Source organism: Acidovorax sp. FG27, from assembly GCF_040365715.1.
Classification (GTDB): Bacteria; Pseudomonadota; Gammaproteobacteria; order Burkholderiales; family Burkholderiaceae_C; genus Paracidovorax.
Genome location: NZ_BAABVY010000014.1, coordinates 182,777 through 197,843 on the forward strand (window position 1 = coordinate 182,777; position 15,067 = coordinate 197,843).

Consider the following 15,067-nt stretch of genomic DNA (forward strand, 5'->3'; position numbering starts at 1 on the left):
ACATTCTTGCGCCACCACTTCCGGGCCCTGTTTCTTGAAAGCTTTTCCCCGCATCGCGCCTTTCCTGTCCTGCCAAGCCCCCTGGTCCGCCCTGCTGCTGTGCAGCGTGCTGGTACTGCAGGGCTGCAGCCTGTTGCCCGGCGCCAAGCAGGGCGATCCCGACGCCGATGCCGAAGATGCGGTGCAGACCATCGGCGACAAGAACGCGCCCGATGCCTTCGCGCTGCAGGTGCAGGCGCCCGACGCCATCCGCGATCAGCTGGAGCGCCACATGGAGCTGCAGCGCTTTCGCAAGCTGCCCGACCTGCAAGCGGCCGAGCTGTCGCGCCTGCTGGGCGCGGCCGACGCCAATGCGCGCGACCTGCTGGGCACCATGGGCTATTTCAGCCCCACGCTCACCATCGAGATGCGCGAAGTCTCCGACCCCGGCCGCCCGCCGCGCCTCGTCCTGGTCACCGTGGAGCCCGGCCCCCGCACGGTGGTACAAAAGGCCGACGTGGCCTTCACGGGCGACGAGGCCGAGGCGCCGGGCTTCGCCGACCGCCGCGCCAGCATCCAGCGCGACTGGTCGCTGCAGCCCGGCCAGCCGTTCACCCAGTCGGCCTGGGACAGCGCCAAGTCGCAGGGGCTGCGCCAGCTGCAGACGCGCCGCTACCCCACGGCGCGCATCGACAGCAGCCGCGCCGAGATCGACGCCGACAAGAACGACGCCCAGCTCGCCGTCACCTATGCGCCGGGGCCGCCCTACCGCTTCGGCGCGCTGCGCGTGTCGGGCAGCGAGCGCTACGACCCCGATGGCGCGCGCCGCATCGCCCGCCTGCCCGAGGGCGAGGAGTACAGCGAGACCGCGCTGCTCGACGCCCAGCAGCGCCTGGCCAGCAGCGGCTACTACGACGCGGTGTTCCTGTCGGTGGACACCGACGGTACTGACCCGCAGGCCGCCCCGGTGGTCGCGCAGGTGCGCGAGGCGCCGCTCAAGAAGGTGGTGTTTGGCGTGGGCCTGTCGACCGACAGCGGCCCGCGCCTGAGCCTGGACCACATCCACAACCGCATGCCGGGCCTGGGCTGGCGGGCGGTGAGCAAGCTGTCGGTGGACCGCAAGAACAAGCTCGCCTCCACCGAGTGGACGGCGCTGCCCGAAGAGAACGGCTGGCGCTGGTTTACCGGCGCGCAGCTGCAGCGCGAAACCACGGGCAGCTACGAGGTCAACAGCGGCCGCGTGCGCGGCGGGCGCACCAAGAACGGCGACCACATCGACCGCAGCTACTTCCTGCAGTACGACATGGCCAAGAGCCAGGGCGAGGCCGCGCCGCCATCGAGCTCGTCCATCACCGCCAACTATGCGTGGACGGGCCGCTACTTCAACAACAACACCGCCCCCACCAGCGGCTGGGGCGTGGCCTCCGAGATCGGGGTCGGCACCACGCTGACGCCCGAGCGCGACCCCTTCGTGCGCGCCCTGCTGCGCTGGCAGGGCTACGTGCCGCTGGGGCCGGTGGACCTGGGCGAAGGCATCCGCCGCGACAGCCGGCTGGCGCTGCGCGCCGAGGGCGGCGCGGTGCTGGCGCGGGAAGGCGCCAACATTCCCGTCACCCAGCTCTTCCTGACCGGGGGCGACACCACGGTGCGCGGCTACGGCTATCGCAAGATCGGCGCGCGCACGGACAACGACACGCTCTACGGCGGCCGCTACCTCGCGGTGGGCAGCGCCGAGTGGCAGCGCCCCATCGTGCTGCGCGGCAACCGCACCGATTTCGAGAGCGCGGTGTTCATCGACGCCGGCGCCGTGGCCGACAAGGCCGGCGACCTGGAGCCCCGCGTGGGCGTGGGCGCGGGCCTGCGCTGGCGCAGCCCGGTGGGCCCGCTGCAGGCCGACGTGGCCTACGGCGTGAAGTCGCAGGAGGTGCGGCTGCACCTGCGGCTGGGCTTCAGTTTCTAATTCCTGGAAGGCGTGCGCGCCGTTTCTTCGCATGGCCACTCCACAGACACCCCGCAACCCGTATGCCGCCGCCGCGGCGCCCAAGCCCCGGCCCCGCCGCCGCAGCCGCTGGCTGATCGCCGTCTGGAGCCTGCTCGGCCTGCTGGCGCTGGTCGCCGCGCTGCTGGGCGCGGCCTGGTGGTGGGCGGGCGGCGACTCGTCGCTGGCCGCCACGCTGAACCGCGTCGCCCGTTACCTGCCCGCCGGCCAGACGCTGGAAAGCCGCGACGTCACCGGCTCGGTGCGCGGCGGCGGCCGCATCGGCTGGCTGCGCTGGAGCGGCCCCGGCATGACGGTGGAGGTGAACGACGCCGACATCGGCTGGCGCCTGGCGCCGCTGCTGCAGCGCAAGGTGCAGCTGGGCCAGGTGCATGCCGCGCGGGTGCTCATCACCCCCCAGCCGACCGACAAGCCCGCCGAGCCCACGGCGCCGCTGCAACGCCTGGCGCTGCCGGTGCAGGTGGACCTGCCCTTCCGGCTGGACGAGGTGGTGTGGGCGCCCCCCGCCGCGGACCCGATCACGATCCGCCAGCTGCAGGGCCGCTATGGCTATGACGGCGCGCGCCACGAGCTGGTGGTCGACAACGTCGAATTCGCCCAGGGCCGCTACGTGGCCCGCGGCACGCTGGGCGCCGAAGCCCCCATGCCGCTGGACCTGACGCTGGACGGCAGCGTGCGCACCGCCCCGCCCGGAGGAGGCCCCGAGCTGCAGGCCAGCGCCCACGCCACGGTGCAGGGCACGCTTGCCACCGAGGCGGCGCGCCTGCAGGTGGCGGCGCAACTGCGCGGGGCGGTGGCGGATGGGCCCGGCGCGGCTGCGAGCGCCCCGGCACCGCAAGCCACGGCCAGCGCGCCACCCGCCAGGACGGGTGCCCGCGACCCGGGCACCCGCAAGCCCGCCGCCACGGCGCAGGCCGCCCGCAAGGCCCCACCGGCCGAACCCATGGAGGCCGATGTGCAGGCGCAGGTCGCCCCCTGGGCCCCCCAGCCGCTGGTGCAGGCGCAGGCCGCGCTGCGCGCGCTCGACCTGGCCGCGCTGTGGCCCCAGGCACCCGTCACGCGACTGAGCGGCGACGTGCGCGTGGAGCCTGTGGCCACCACCGCGGCAGCGGGCCCGGCGCCCGCGCCGGCGGCATCGGCGTCGGCCACCCAGGCTCCAGCGAACACCCCGGCCGCTCCGCCCGCCGCCACCGGCTGGAACATAGCCGCCCAGCTGCGGAACGACCTGTCCGGCCCCTGGGACCAGCAGCGCCTGCCGGTCAGCGCCCTCGACGCCCAGGCGGCCTTCGACGGCACGCGCTGGACGGTCCCGCAGGCCACGGTCGCCGTCGGCGCCGGCAGCCTGCAGGCCGAGGGCGCATTCACCCCCGCCACCGGCGCACTGGAAGGCCAGGCGCGCCTGCGCAACCTGCGCCCCGATGCCCTCCACAGCCGCCTGGACGCCGCGCCGCTCAGCGGCACCGCCAGCGCCGAGGGCGCGCAGAACGGCGTGATCCGCTTCACGGCCGACATTCGCGGCGCCGCCACCGGTACTGCGGCCATGGCCAGGAACGCCCCGCGCACGGCGCCCTTGCGCATCGACCGCCTGGCCGCCGAAGGCACCTGGCGCGCCGACCGGCTCGACCTGGCGCGGCTGCAGCTCGATGCGTTGCAGGCACAGGTGAGCGCCCGCCAGGTGCGGGTGAACCTGGCCGAGCCCTCCGCCCAGGGCCAGCTGCAGGCCACACTGCCCGGCGCCAGCGCGCAGCTGAACGGCGCGATGGCGCCGCGCACCGGCGCCGGCACGCTGGATCTGCGCGTGGCCGACGCGCAGCGCCTGCAGCGCTGGCTGAACACCGTGCCCGGCGCCGCCGGCCTGCTGCAGGGCGCCGTGCTGGAAGGCAGCGCCACCCTGGCCGCGCGCTGGAACGGCGGCTGGCAGACGCTGCAGCGCCAGCTGCAGGTGGCCGGCCTCATTGGCGGCCCGGCCGTGGCCGCGGGCGCGGGCGCGGGCAACCAGACCTTCAACATGCAGGCACAGCTCGCAGTGCCCCGGCTGAAAGCCGACCTGCCGCCCCGCCCGGGCACGAACACCGGCCCGCAGACGCTGCAACTCACCGACCTGCAGGCCACGCTGTCGGGCTCGGTGCCGCAGCTCAACCTGTCGCTGGACGGCCAGTTGCGCCAGGGCGAACAGCGCGCCAGCGTGCGCCTGCGCGGCGACGGCGGCAACGCCGGCGCGCCCGGCCAGTGGCGCGCCCAGATCGACGAGCTGCGCGTGGTCGCATCGCCCGCCGGCCAGCCCGGCCCGTGGACGGTGCAGCTGGCCCAGCCGCTCGGCGTGACGGCGCGGCAGGCGCCCACGCTGCTGGTGGAAACCTCCGCCGGCCAGGCCACGGTGACGGGCCCGGTGCCCGGCGACGTGCGCCTGCGCTGGGAACCGGTGCGCTACGAACAGACCGCGCAGGGCGCCATGCGGCTGCGCACGCAGGGCGCGCTGCAGGGCCTGCCCACCAGCTGGGCCGATGCCTTCGCGCAAGGCGGCCAGCCGCTGCTGCAGCGGCTGGGCCTGGCCGGCAACCTGGTGCTGAACGGCGACTGGAACATCGACCTGGGCGACACCCTGCGCGCCAGCGCCAGCGTGCGCCGGGCCAGCGGCGACCTGCGCGTGCTGGCCGGCGACAGCAGCATGCCCACCACCACCGTGGTGCGCAGCAGCGGCCAGGGCACCGGCAGCGGCGCGCCGCAGGCGGCCGAAGGGCCGGGCACGCCCGCCGGCATCCGCCAGGCCGAGGTGCGGCTGGACGCCGAGGGCGAGACGGTGCGGGCCCGCGTGATGTGGGACAGCGAGCGCGCCGGCCGCCTGCAGGCCGACGGCAACACCCGCCTGGCCCGCGGCGCCGACGGCGGCTGGCTCTGGCCCGAAGACGCGCCGCTGGCCGCCACCGTGAAGGCGCAGATGCCGGACGTGGGCGTGTGGTCGGCGCTGGCGCCGCCGGGCTGGCGCGTGAAGGGCACGCTGCAGGCCGACGTGGCGCTGTCGGGCACCCGCGCCGCGCCGCGCTGGAACGGCACGCTCGGCGCCGACCAGCTGGCCGTGCGCTCGCTGCTCGACGGGGTCGACCTGCAGGACGGCCGCCTGCGCGCCACGCTGCGCGGCGACCGGCTGGAGATCACCGAATTCCGCGTGAACGGCGGCAGCGGCAGCAACGCGCGCATCGCGGGCTTCAGTGGCAACCGCACGAACGCGCCGCGCTCGGGCGGCACGCTGACGGGCACGGGCACCGTGTCGTGGGCCGGCGCGGGCGCGGGCACTGCGGGCGCAGGCTCGGGCATCGCCATGGACTTCAACGCGCAGGCCGACGCGCTGCAGGTGCTGGTGCGCGCCGACCGGCAGGTCAGCGTGTCGGGCGCGCTGCAGGCACGGCTGCAGGGCGGCCAGTTCACCTTGCGCGGCAAGCTCACCTCCGACCGCGCCACCATCATCCTGCCCGAAGCCGGTGCGCCGACGCTGGGCTCCGACGTGGTCGTGCGCTCGGCCGCCAAGGACCGCGAGGCGATGCAGCAGGCGCAGAAGGCCGCCACCGCTTCGGCCAAGGTCGAAGCTGCCCGGCCGCCGGACATCGCCGTCACGCTCAACCTGGGCAACGACTTCGCGCTGCAGGGCTATGGCATCACCACGCGCCTGACGGGCGAGCTGGAGATCCGCAGCGCCGGCTCGGCCACCGCGCCGCCGCGCGTGACGGGCGAGATCCGCACCGACCAGGGCCGCTACCGCGCCTGGGGCCAGTCGCTGGACGTCGAGAACGGCCTGGTGCGCTTCAACGGCCCGTACGACAACCCGGCGCTGGACATCCTGGCCATTCGCCCGAACATCGGCGTGCGGGCCGGCGTGCAGGTCACCGGCTCGGCCAAGGCACCCCGCGTGCAGCTCTATTCCGACCCCGACCTGCCCGACGCCGAGAAGCTGTCGTGGGTGGTGCTGGGCCGCAGTGCCGCCGCCGGCGGCGCCGAGGCCGCGCTGCTGCAGCAGGCGGCCCTCGCGCTGCTGAGCGGCAACGGCGACGGCGGCTCGGGCAACTTCGCCCGCCGCGTGGGCCTGGACGAGATCGGCTTTCGCGGCCCCGGCAGCGGCGAAGACGCCAGCGCCGCCGCGCTCACCTTCGGCAAGCGCCTGTCCAAGGACCTGTACGTGACCTACGAGCGCAGCCTGTCGGGCGCCCTGGGCACGCTCTACATCTTCTACGACCTGTCGCAACGCCTGACCCTGCGCGGCCAGACCGGCGCGCAGAGCGCGGTGGACCTGATCTACACGCTGCGCTACGACTGAGCGGGCGGGGCTGGCGGCGCAGCGCCAGGGCGGTACGCCGCATGGCCTGCGGCCACCCGCAAGACGTGTGGGCAGGGTCTGTCCGGGTCGCTTGTTAAAATTCGCCGCAGGGTGCCGTCACATGGGGTGCGGCAGGTAGAGCGAAGGTCGGGCCGCCTCGCGGCACATTGTCGACCTGCTCCCATGCCTCCTCTCATCGAGTCCATTGCGGCTCTTCTTTTCGCCATCGCCTTGCTGCACACGTTCGCTGCCAAGCAGTTCGAACGCCTTGCGCACCGTTTCCCCAAGCATTCCGGCATCTTCCACTTCCTGGGCGAAGTCGAGGTCGTCTTCGGCCTCTGGGCCGTCGTGCTCGTCGCCGTGATGGCTGCCGTCGTGGGGGGTGCCGAGGCCGTCGACTACGCCGAGTCGCGCAACTACACCGAACCGCTGTTCGTGTTCGTAGTGATGGTCATGGCTGCGTCCAGGCCCATCGTGCAGACCATCGGCGGGCTGCTGGGCTGGACGGCGCGACGGCTGCCCGTGCGCACGCCCCTGGCCCTGGCATGGCTGGGCCTGGCCGTCGTCCCGCTGCTGGGCTCGCTCATCACCGAGCCCGCCGCGATGACGATCGCCGCGCTCATGCTGGCCCGCCAGCTCTTTCGCAAGGACGTCCCCGAGGGCGTGAAGTACCTGGCGCTGGGCGTGCTTTTCGTGAACGTGTCGATCGGCGGCACGCTCACGTCCTATGCAGCGCCGCCGGTGCTGATGGTCGCCGCCACCTGGGGCTGGGACTCGTGGTTCATGCTGACGCATTTCGGCTGGAAGTCGGCGTTGGCGGTGGTCGTCAATGCGACGCTGGCGACCTTCGTGCTTCGCAAGCACGTCGCCGGCGGCGGCCCTGCGGGCGACCCGACCGAGCCCAGGCGCGTGCCGCTGGCCCTGGTGGCAGTGCACGTCGCGCTGCTGGCCGCAGTCATTGCCAGCGCGCACCACCCGGTGATCTTCATGGGCCTTTTCCTGCTGTTCCTGGGCATTGCGCAGGCCTACCGGCAGCACCAGAACCGGTTGATCCTGAAGGAGGCCCTGCTGGTGGGATTCTTCCTTGCCGGGCTGGTGGTGCTGGGGGGGATGCAGCAGTGGTGGCTGCGGCCGATCGTCGAGGGCCTGGAGCCGCTGGTGCTGTTCTTCGGCGCCCTGGGCCTGACGGCAATCACCGACAACGCCGCGCTGACCTATCTCGGCTCGCTCATCGAAGTCATTTCCGACCCGGCGAAGTACATGCTGGTCGCGGGCGCGGTGGCGGGGGGCGGGCTCACCGTCATCGCCAACGCGCCCAATCCAGCGGGCGTGTCGCTGCTCAAGACGGGCTTCCAGGACGACACCGTCAGCGTGGGCGCCCTGTTGCTCGGGGCCCTGGTGCCCACCGCCGTGGCCGCTGCGGCGCTGCTCATCCTCTGATGTCCGGGCTACGTGCCGTCCGTGCGCCAGGGGCAGCGGGCGGCACCCCTGCGGCGCCCCTCGTTGCCGGCCCGGCTCCCACGGCCCGAATTTTCGGGTCCGAAATGGGCTGTAGCGCCCGTCCACCAATCCTTCTTTGCTACACGCTACATAGCATACGGGCGCTATCCGCCCACCGCTGAGGCCTGCGCGAAAGCGCCCGGCAGCGCCCCGTACAATGCCGGCCTGTCCTCCTCATAGTTCAATGGATAGAACGAGTGCCTCCTAAGCGCTAGATGCAGGTTCGATTCCTGCTGAGGGGACCATGGACACCCTTCGGATACGTCGGTCGGACACGTCATTCAGGCACCCGCATGCGCACACCCAGGCCCCCACGTCCATCGCCTGCCGCCCCCGCCCGTGCGGCCCCCGGCGCCGCAATGCAGTCCGCCGACCGGGCGCTGGTGCTGCAGGGGGGAGGCGCACTGGGTGCCTACCAGGCCGGCGTGTACGAGGCGATGCACGAGGCCGACCCCAGGCTCGACTGGGTGGCGGGCGTGTCGATCGGCGCGATCAACGCAGCGCTCATTGCCGGCAACGCCCCCGAACACCGGGTCGCCCGGCTGCGCGAATTCTGGAACCTCGTCTCGTCCGGCTTCGGCCAGCAGGTGCCGGGCGGCCTGGGCGACCGGGCGCTGCTCAACCAGTGGAGCGCCGCGTCGGCCGTGCTGTTCGGCATTCCGGGCTTCTTCCAGCCGCGCCGGGACCCTGCCCTGCTGCTACTGGGCGGCGCCGCGCCGGTGACGAGCTATTACGACACGGCCCCGCTCAAGTCCACGCTGGAGCGGCTGGTCGACTTCGACCGCATCAACCGCCGCGAGGTGCGCCTGAGCGTGGGCGCGGTCAACGTGCGCACCGGCAATTCGGTGTACTTCGACAACCCGGTGCAGGCCATCGGGCCGGAGCACATCATGGCCAGCGGCGCGCTGCCGCCGGGCTTTGCGGCGGTGCACATCGACGGCGAGGATTATTGGGACGGCGGCGTGGTGTCGAACACGCCGCTGCAGTACGTGCTGGACGTGCACCCTCGCACGCGGCCCCTGGTGGTGCTGCAGGTCGATCTGTTCAGCGCCCGGGGCCCGCTGCCGCGCACCCTGTCGGAGGTGGCGCAGCGGCAAAAGGACATCATGTATTCGAGCCGCACGCGCATGAATACCGATGCGATGTCGGCCAACGTCAACCTGCAGCAGGCGCTGGCCGACCTGATGGCCAAGCTGCCCCCGGCGCTGCAGGGCGACCCCAGCGTGGCGGCGCTGCGGGCGCAGCTCACGCATCAGCCGATCGACATCGTGCACCTGATCTACCGCAACCGGCCTTACGAGCAGGACTCCAAGGACTACGAGTTCTCGCGCGCCACCGTGCTCGACCACTGGCAGGCGGGCATGCACGACATGCGCTGCACGCTGGCGCACCCCGAATGGTTGCGCAGCCAGGCGCACAACGGCGTGACGACCTTCGACATGAGCGATGCGGACGCGGCGCGCGTGCGCCGTCCGGGGATGACGCTGGGCGACCCTGCGCCGGCCGACTGACGCCGCCTGGCCGCTGCGGGTGTTGCGTGTAGGACGCCGCCGCTCATGCAGCCCCTTTAAGCGCGGGCTAAGTCGGCACGTTAAGACTGGCGCCATCGCTTGAGTCCCACCACCCGGAGTGCCGCCATGAAGATCCAGGACGTTCGCCGCAACGCCTTCGCCATGCCCCTGACCAGTCCGGCGTTCCCGCCGGGGCCCTACCGCTTCATGCGGCGCGAGTTTCTGGTCATCACCTACCGCACCGATCTGGACGCATTGCGCGCCGTGGTGCCGGAGCCGCTGGAGGTCACCGAGCCGCTCGTGAAGTACGAATTCATCCGCATGCCCGATTCCACCGGCTTTGGCGACTACACCGAATCCGGGCAGGTGATCCCGGTGCATTTGCGCACCGAGCGCGGCGTGGAGCAAGGCGCCTACGTGCATTCGATGTACCTGAATGACCACCCGCCCATCGCCGGTGGCCGGGAGCTGTGGGGTTTCCCGAAGAAGCTCGCCCAGCCCTCGTTCAGCTACGAGACCGACGTGATCGTCGGCACGCTCGACTACGGTCGCGTGCGCGTGGCCAGCGCCACCATGGGCTTCAAGCACCGGCCGCTCGACCCGGGCCCGGTGCTCGCCGGCATCGCGCAGCCCAATTTCCTGCTCAAGATCATCCCGCACGTCGATGGCACGCCGCGCATCTGCGAACTGGTGCGCTACCACATGGTGGACGTGACGCTGCACGGCGCATGGACCGCACCGGGCTCGCTGGAGCTGCACCCGCACGCGCTGGCGCCGGTGGCCGACCTGCCGGTGCAGAAGATCGAAACGGCCGTGCACTACATCGCCGACATGACGCTGGCGCTCGGCACCGTCGAGCACGACTATCTCGCCTGAGCCACGCACTCATTCGCCCGTTCCCTTTCTTTTTACTCAACCCTTCAAGGAGAAACGCATGCAACTCAAGGACAAGGTCGCTTTCATCACCGGCTCGGCCAGCGGCATCGGCAAGGAGATCGCCACCCTCTTCGCGCAGGAAGGCGCGAAGGTCGTCATCGCCGACCTGAACAAGGACGCGGCCACGGCCACGGCCGAAGAACTGACGTCGAAGGGCGCGCAGGCCATGGGCGTGGCCGTCGACGTGACCGACGAAGCCCAGGTGGACGCTGCCGTGCAGGAGGCCGCGCGGGCCTTCGGCGGCATCGACATCCTGGTCAGCAACGCCGGCATCCAGATCGTGCATCCGGTGGAGGAATTCAGCTTCGCCGACTGGAAGAAGATGCTGGCGATCCACCTGGACGGCGCCTTCCTCACCACGCGCGCCTGCCTGAAGCACATGTACGCCCAGGGCCGGGGCGGCAGCGTGATCTACATGGGTTCGGTGCACTCCAAGGAAGCCTCGAAACTCAAGGCGCCGTACGTGACGGCCAAGCACGGCCTGATCGGCCTGTGCAAGACAGTGGCCAAGGAAGGCGCGGCCCACGGCGTGCGCGCCAACGTGATCTGCCCCGGCTTCGTGCGCACCCCGCTGGTGGAAAAGCAGATTCCCGAGCAGGCGAAGACGCTGGGCATCACCGAAGAGGAAGTGGTGAAGAACGTGATGCTGAAGGACACCGTGGACGGCGAATTCACCACCACCCACGACGTGGCGCTCGCCGCACTGATGTTCGCGGGCTTTCCGACGAACGCGCTCACCGGGCAGTCGCTGGTGGTGAGCCACGGCTGGTTCATGCAGTAAGCGTAAGGCCGGTGGGCCGGAGCCGTTTCGCGGACTCCTGCGTTCCGCTCGACAAGCTGGCGGGTGGATGGATGGATGGATGGATGGATGGATGGACGGCACCCTGCCGTCGCCGGTGCACGCCGGATGACCACGGTCTGCCGGGCGAGCGTCCCACAGCAGCCCCGGATGGGTGTTCCTACAGTGCATGGAGCCCGATCGGCGAGCTGGCCTCGCCCCTCGATTCCCCGCCCGCACGTGCACTGCACCCCCCTCCAGGACCACCCATGAGCGACACCGACCAAGGCAAGCCGAACCCCATCCTCAACGCCGTCTCCAACGCCGTCGCCGCCATTCGCGCGGATGACGACCAGCTGGCGCTGGCCAAGGCGCACGAAGCGCTGAAACCCAAGGCCATCGAAAAGCTGGAGGTGGCCGAGGCCCGCCGCCAGCCCACCGTGGCCGACGCGGTGAACCATCTGCTGCGCGAGCAGGGCCGCCCCACCGACCCGACGCAGCTGGTGCCCGGCGTGACGACGCGGGAGATCATGGTGGACGGCGCCGCCGGTTCGCTGCCCGCCACGGCTTACATCCCCGAAGGCGGCGCCGTGGGCCCCCTGCCCGTGGTGCTGTACTTCCATGGCGGCGGCTGGGTCATCGCCGACCGCAAGGTGTACGACGGCGGAGCGCGTGGGCTGGCCAAGGAGGCGCACGCCATCGTCGTCTCGGTGGACTACCGCCAGGCACCTGAGCACCGCTTCCCCGCTGCGTGGGACGACGCCCTGGCCGCCTACCGCTGGCTGACCACCCATGCCGACACCCTGGGTGGCGACCCGCACCGCCTGGCCCTGGCCGGCGAAAGCGCCGGCGGCAACCTGGCCGTGGCCACGGCGGTCGCCGCCCGCGACGCGGGCCTGCCCGCGCCGCGCCACGTGGTGAGCGTCTACCCCGTCGCCCAGACCAGCCTGAACACCGAGTCGTACCTGGAAAACGCCATCGCCAAGCCGCTCAACCGCGCCATGGTGAAGTGGTTCGTGGACCACCTGGTGCGTTCGGAGGACGACCTGAAGGACACGCGCTTGAGCCTGATCGACGCGAACCTGAAGGGTCTGCCGCCCGTCACGATCATCAACGCCCGCATCGACCCGCTGCGCAGCGATGGCGCGAAGCTGGAGGATGCGCTGCAGGAGGCCGGCGTGCCGGTGGAGCGGCGCGACTATGAAGGCGTGGCGCATGAATTCTTTGGGGCGGCTGCGGTGCTGGAGAAGGCGCGGGAGGCGCAGGGGTGGGCGGGTGAGCGGCTGCGGGAGGCTTTGCGGGTCTGACCGGCGGGGCGGGCGGCCGGGCCGCTCTGCCTTGCGGTGGCTGGCAGGCCGGGTGCGGCTGGCTGGCGTAAGCGCCCTGGGTTTCCGGGGCGTTTTCTTTTTGAGGTCTTTTTGGGTGCTGGCGCTTGGTAGGCAAGCGGGTGGCGCTATCAATTTTGATTTTTTGATGAGTATCTTTGCTGTGACCCCAGATTGGTCGGGCTGAGCTTTTTGAAGCCTTGTTGACGCTGGGGCGGTGCGGGCGACTGCCGTGCGGTTGCTTCCCGGGGCCGGGATTTCGCCCCGGGAAGCAACCACCCAGCAATGGCCAGCACTGCTCCAACACAGCGCGCCCCCGGCTCCGAGAAGCCCAGCCCGAACGGTCAGGAGGTGAACTGAATGATGCGCCCCCACGCCCCGAAGTGACCGCCCCCTGCGCGTTGGCGACCGAGCGGCCAGGGACTGATGGACCGATGAGTAAGCAACCACCCCAACTAAAGCTGAAACCCCACCGCCCGCACCACCCCCTCCCCCACATCCCTCACCCAAGACGGCCTGCGCCCCCGATACCGCACCGCCCGCCCGATCTCCGCCGCGCACCAGTCCGAGAGCCACCGCACCTCGGCGGGTGAGTAAAACGCCGCCATCGCCTCGTAGTTGAGGAACAGGCTGCGCGCATCCAGGTTCAGCGAACCGCAGAGCGCCATCTCCTCGTCGATCAGCACCGCCTTGGCATGCACCATATGCGGCGCCAGCCAGACTTCTGCGCCGGCGGCGGAAAGCTCGCGCAGCGCGCGCTCTCGGGCCCAGTCGGCCAGGCGATGGTTGGAACGGGCGGGCACCAGCAGCGTCACCTGCACGCCGCGTCGGCAGGCCAGGCACCAGGCTTCCAGCAGCGCGTCGTCGGGCACGAAGTACGGGGTGAAGGCCACGATGCGCTGGCGGGCGTGGTAGGCGCCCGCCACCAGCAGGGCGTGCACGGTGTCGTCGGCATGGTCCGGGCCGCTGGGCAGCCACTGGGCCAGCGGGCCCTGGGGCGGCTCAGGCAATAGCGCCAGGGGCAGCACGGCGCGGGGGGCGCGGCCGCTGGCGGCGTGCCAGTCGGCGGCGAACTGCAGGGCGGCCTGCACGGCCAGCGGGCCCTGCGCCACGTAGCTGAGGTCCACCCACGCGGGCGCGCCGGGGCGGTCCAGAAAGTACTCGCAGGCCAGGTTGCGGCCGCCGCTCCAGAGCCGCTCGCCGTCGGCCACCACCAGCTTGCGGTGGTTGCGCAGGTTGGTGCGGCCGCGCAGCGGGTTGTGCAGCACGGGCATGAAGCGCTGCACCTGCACGCCGCCACGCCGCAGGCCGCGCAGCAGGCGGTGCGGCATGTGCAGGCTGCCGACCGCATCGACCAGCATGCGCACGGCCACGCCGCGCTGCACGGCCCGCAGCAGCCCTTCGGCCACCTGCCGGCCGATCGCGTCGTTGGCGAAGACGAAGGTGCACACGTCCAGGCTGCGCTCGGCGCCGTCGATGATGCGCATCAGCCCGCGCAGGGCGGCCGGGCCGTCGGGGTGCATGTCGACGGCGTGGTTGCGCTGGGCCGGGGCCAGCTCCATGCAGGCCAGCAGTTCCGCCGCCCAGGCGGGCCCGCCCTCGGGCAGCGGGGGGCCGGAGGCCAGCCGCGCATGGCGCACCGGCCGGCCGAACTTGCGCGTGCCGACCATCAGAAAGAGCGGCACCGCGAAGTACGGAAACGCGATGATGGCCAGCACCCAGCCCATGGCGGCGGACGGGTGGCGCCGCTGGTAGCCGATGCGAGTGGCCATCACGTAGATCAGCAGCCCCACGGCCACGAACACCGCGTGGCCCAGGCCCGAAAGCACCGCGACGCGGATCATGCCGAGGCGCCAGCGCCGCCGTCCACGCGCTGCGGGGGCGGAAGGTGTTCGGGCGAGCCGTCCGCCATGGGCAGGCGCACGGCGACATGGAGCCCGCCCAGGCGCTCGGAGCGGCCCAGCGCGAGCGTCGCCCGGTGCATGCGGGCGATGGTCTGCACGATGGACAGCCCCAGGCCGCTGCCGGCGATGGGGCGGCCCTGGGCGTCAGCCTGCGCAGCGCGGTGAAAGCGGGCCAGCACCTGGGCGCGGTCTTGCTCGGCGATGCCGGGGCCGCTGTCCTCCACGACCAGCTGCAGCGCGGCGGGCGCGTCGGCACCATCCGCATCGACGCGGGTCACGCTCACGTCCACCGTGCCGCCTGCGGGCGTGTACTTCAGCGCGTTGTCGATCAGGTTGCGCAGCAGGATGCGCAGGGCCTCCGGATGGCCCGGCACGGCCACGGCGTCGGCGCGGCCCAGCCCCAGGTCGATGCCGCCGGCCTGCGCCTGCGCGGCGGCGTCCACCACGGCCTGGCGGGCCAGGTCGGCCAGTATCACGGGCTGCGCGGGGGCGCCGGCGGTCAGCCGGGCCTCTTGCCGGGCCAGGGCCAGCAGTTGCTCGACCAGGGCGGTGGCCCGGTCGATGCCGGCGGCCAGCCGCGCCACGGCCCGGGCCTGCGTGGCCTCGTCGGGCGCGCGCTGCAGGCCCTGCACCTGCAGTTTGAGCGCGGCCAGGGGCGAGCGCAGCTCATGCGCCGCATCGGCCACGAAGTGCTGCTGCGCCTCGAAAGCGCGCTGCACGCGGCCCAGCAGCAGGTTCAGCTCGTCGACCAGCGGGCGCACCTCGGCGGGCAAGGCGTCGCCATCGACGGGCGAGAGGTCGCCGGCCTGCCGCTGGGCGACCTGGC

At 72.1% G+C, this 15,067-nt stretch carries 9 protein-coding genes and 1 tRNA gene; 8 read left to right on the forward strand and 2 right to left on the reverse strand.

Annotated elements, in window-relative coordinates; all coding sequences use genetic code 11:
• Nucleotides 1-34 precede the first annotated feature (34 nt).
• The 8 genes from ABWV53_RS19605 (at nucleotide 35) to ABWV53_RS19640 (ending at nucleotide 12,319) form a co-directional block, all read left to right on the forward strand.
• A complete protein-coding gene (locus ABWV53_RS19605; RefSeq protein WP_353367816.1) occupies nucleotides 35-1,939 on the forward strand; it encodes an autotransporter assembly complex protein TamA in 1,905 nt (634 codons plus the stop codon).
• A 31-nt stretch (nucleotides 1,940-1,970) separates the two neighbouring features.
• Entirely contained in the window at nucleotides 1,971-6,287 is a 4,317-nt protein-coding gene (locus ABWV53_RS19610) for a translocation/assembly module TamB domain-containing protein (RefSeq protein WP_353367817.1), read from the forward strand.
• A gap of 183 nt (nucleotides 6,288-6,470) precedes the next feature.
• Nucleotides 6,471-7,727, forward strand: coding sequence for a putative Na+/H+ antiporter (locus ABWV53_RS19615; protein WP_353367818.1), 1,257 nt, complete (start codon nucleotides 6,471-6,473; stop codon nucleotides 7,725-7,727).
• A gap of 230 nt (nucleotides 7,728-7,957) precedes the next feature.
• Nucleotides 7,958-8,032, forward strand: a tRNA-Arg gene (locus ABWV53_RS19620).
• A 114-nt stretch (nucleotides 8,033-8,146) separates the two neighbouring features.
• Nucleotides 8,147-9,298, forward strand: a complete 1,152-nt coding sequence (locus ABWV53_RS19625; RefSeq protein WP_353367819.1) for a DUF3734 domain-containing protein — start codon at nucleotides 8,147-8,149, stop codon at nucleotides 9,296-9,298.
• A 126-nt stretch (nucleotides 9,299-9,424) separates the two neighbouring features.
• Nucleotides 9,425-10,174 (forward strand): acetoacetate decarboxylase, encoded by a 750-nt coding sequence (locus tag ABWV53_RS19630; protein WP_353367820.1) that lies wholly within the window; start codon nucleotides 9,425-9,427, stop codon nucleotides 10,172-10,174.
• Nucleotides 10,175-10,232: 58 nt separating this feature from the next.
• Nucleotides 10,233-11,015, forward strand: a complete 783-nt coding sequence (locus ABWV53_RS19635; protein WP_353367821.1) for a 3-hydroxybutyrate dehydrogenase — start codon at nucleotides 10,233-10,235, stop codon at nucleotides 11,013-11,015.
• 266 nt (nucleotides 11,016-11,281) lie between these two features.
• Nucleotides 11,282-12,319, forward strand: a complete 1,038-nt coding sequence (locus tag ABWV53_RS19640) for an alpha/beta hydrolase (protein WP_353367822.1) — start codon at nucleotides 11,282-11,284, stop codon at nucleotides 12,317-12,319.
• Between the two features lie 473 nt (nucleotides 12,320-12,792).
• Here ABWV53_RS19640 and ABWV53_RS19645 read toward each other — a convergent pair whose 3' ends face one another.
• A complete protein-coding gene (locus tag ABWV53_RS19645; protein WP_353367823.1) occupies nucleotides 12,793-14,181 on the reverse strand; it encodes a phospholipase D-like domain-containing protein in 1,389 nt (462 codons plus the stop codon).
• Nucleotides 14,178-15,067, reverse strand: an 890-nt coding sequence (locus tag ABWV53_RS19650) for an ATP-binding protein (protein ID WP_353367824.1), incomplete at its 5' end; no start/stop codon positions are given. The genes ABWV53_RS19645 and ABWV53_RS19650, both read right to left, overlap by 4 nt.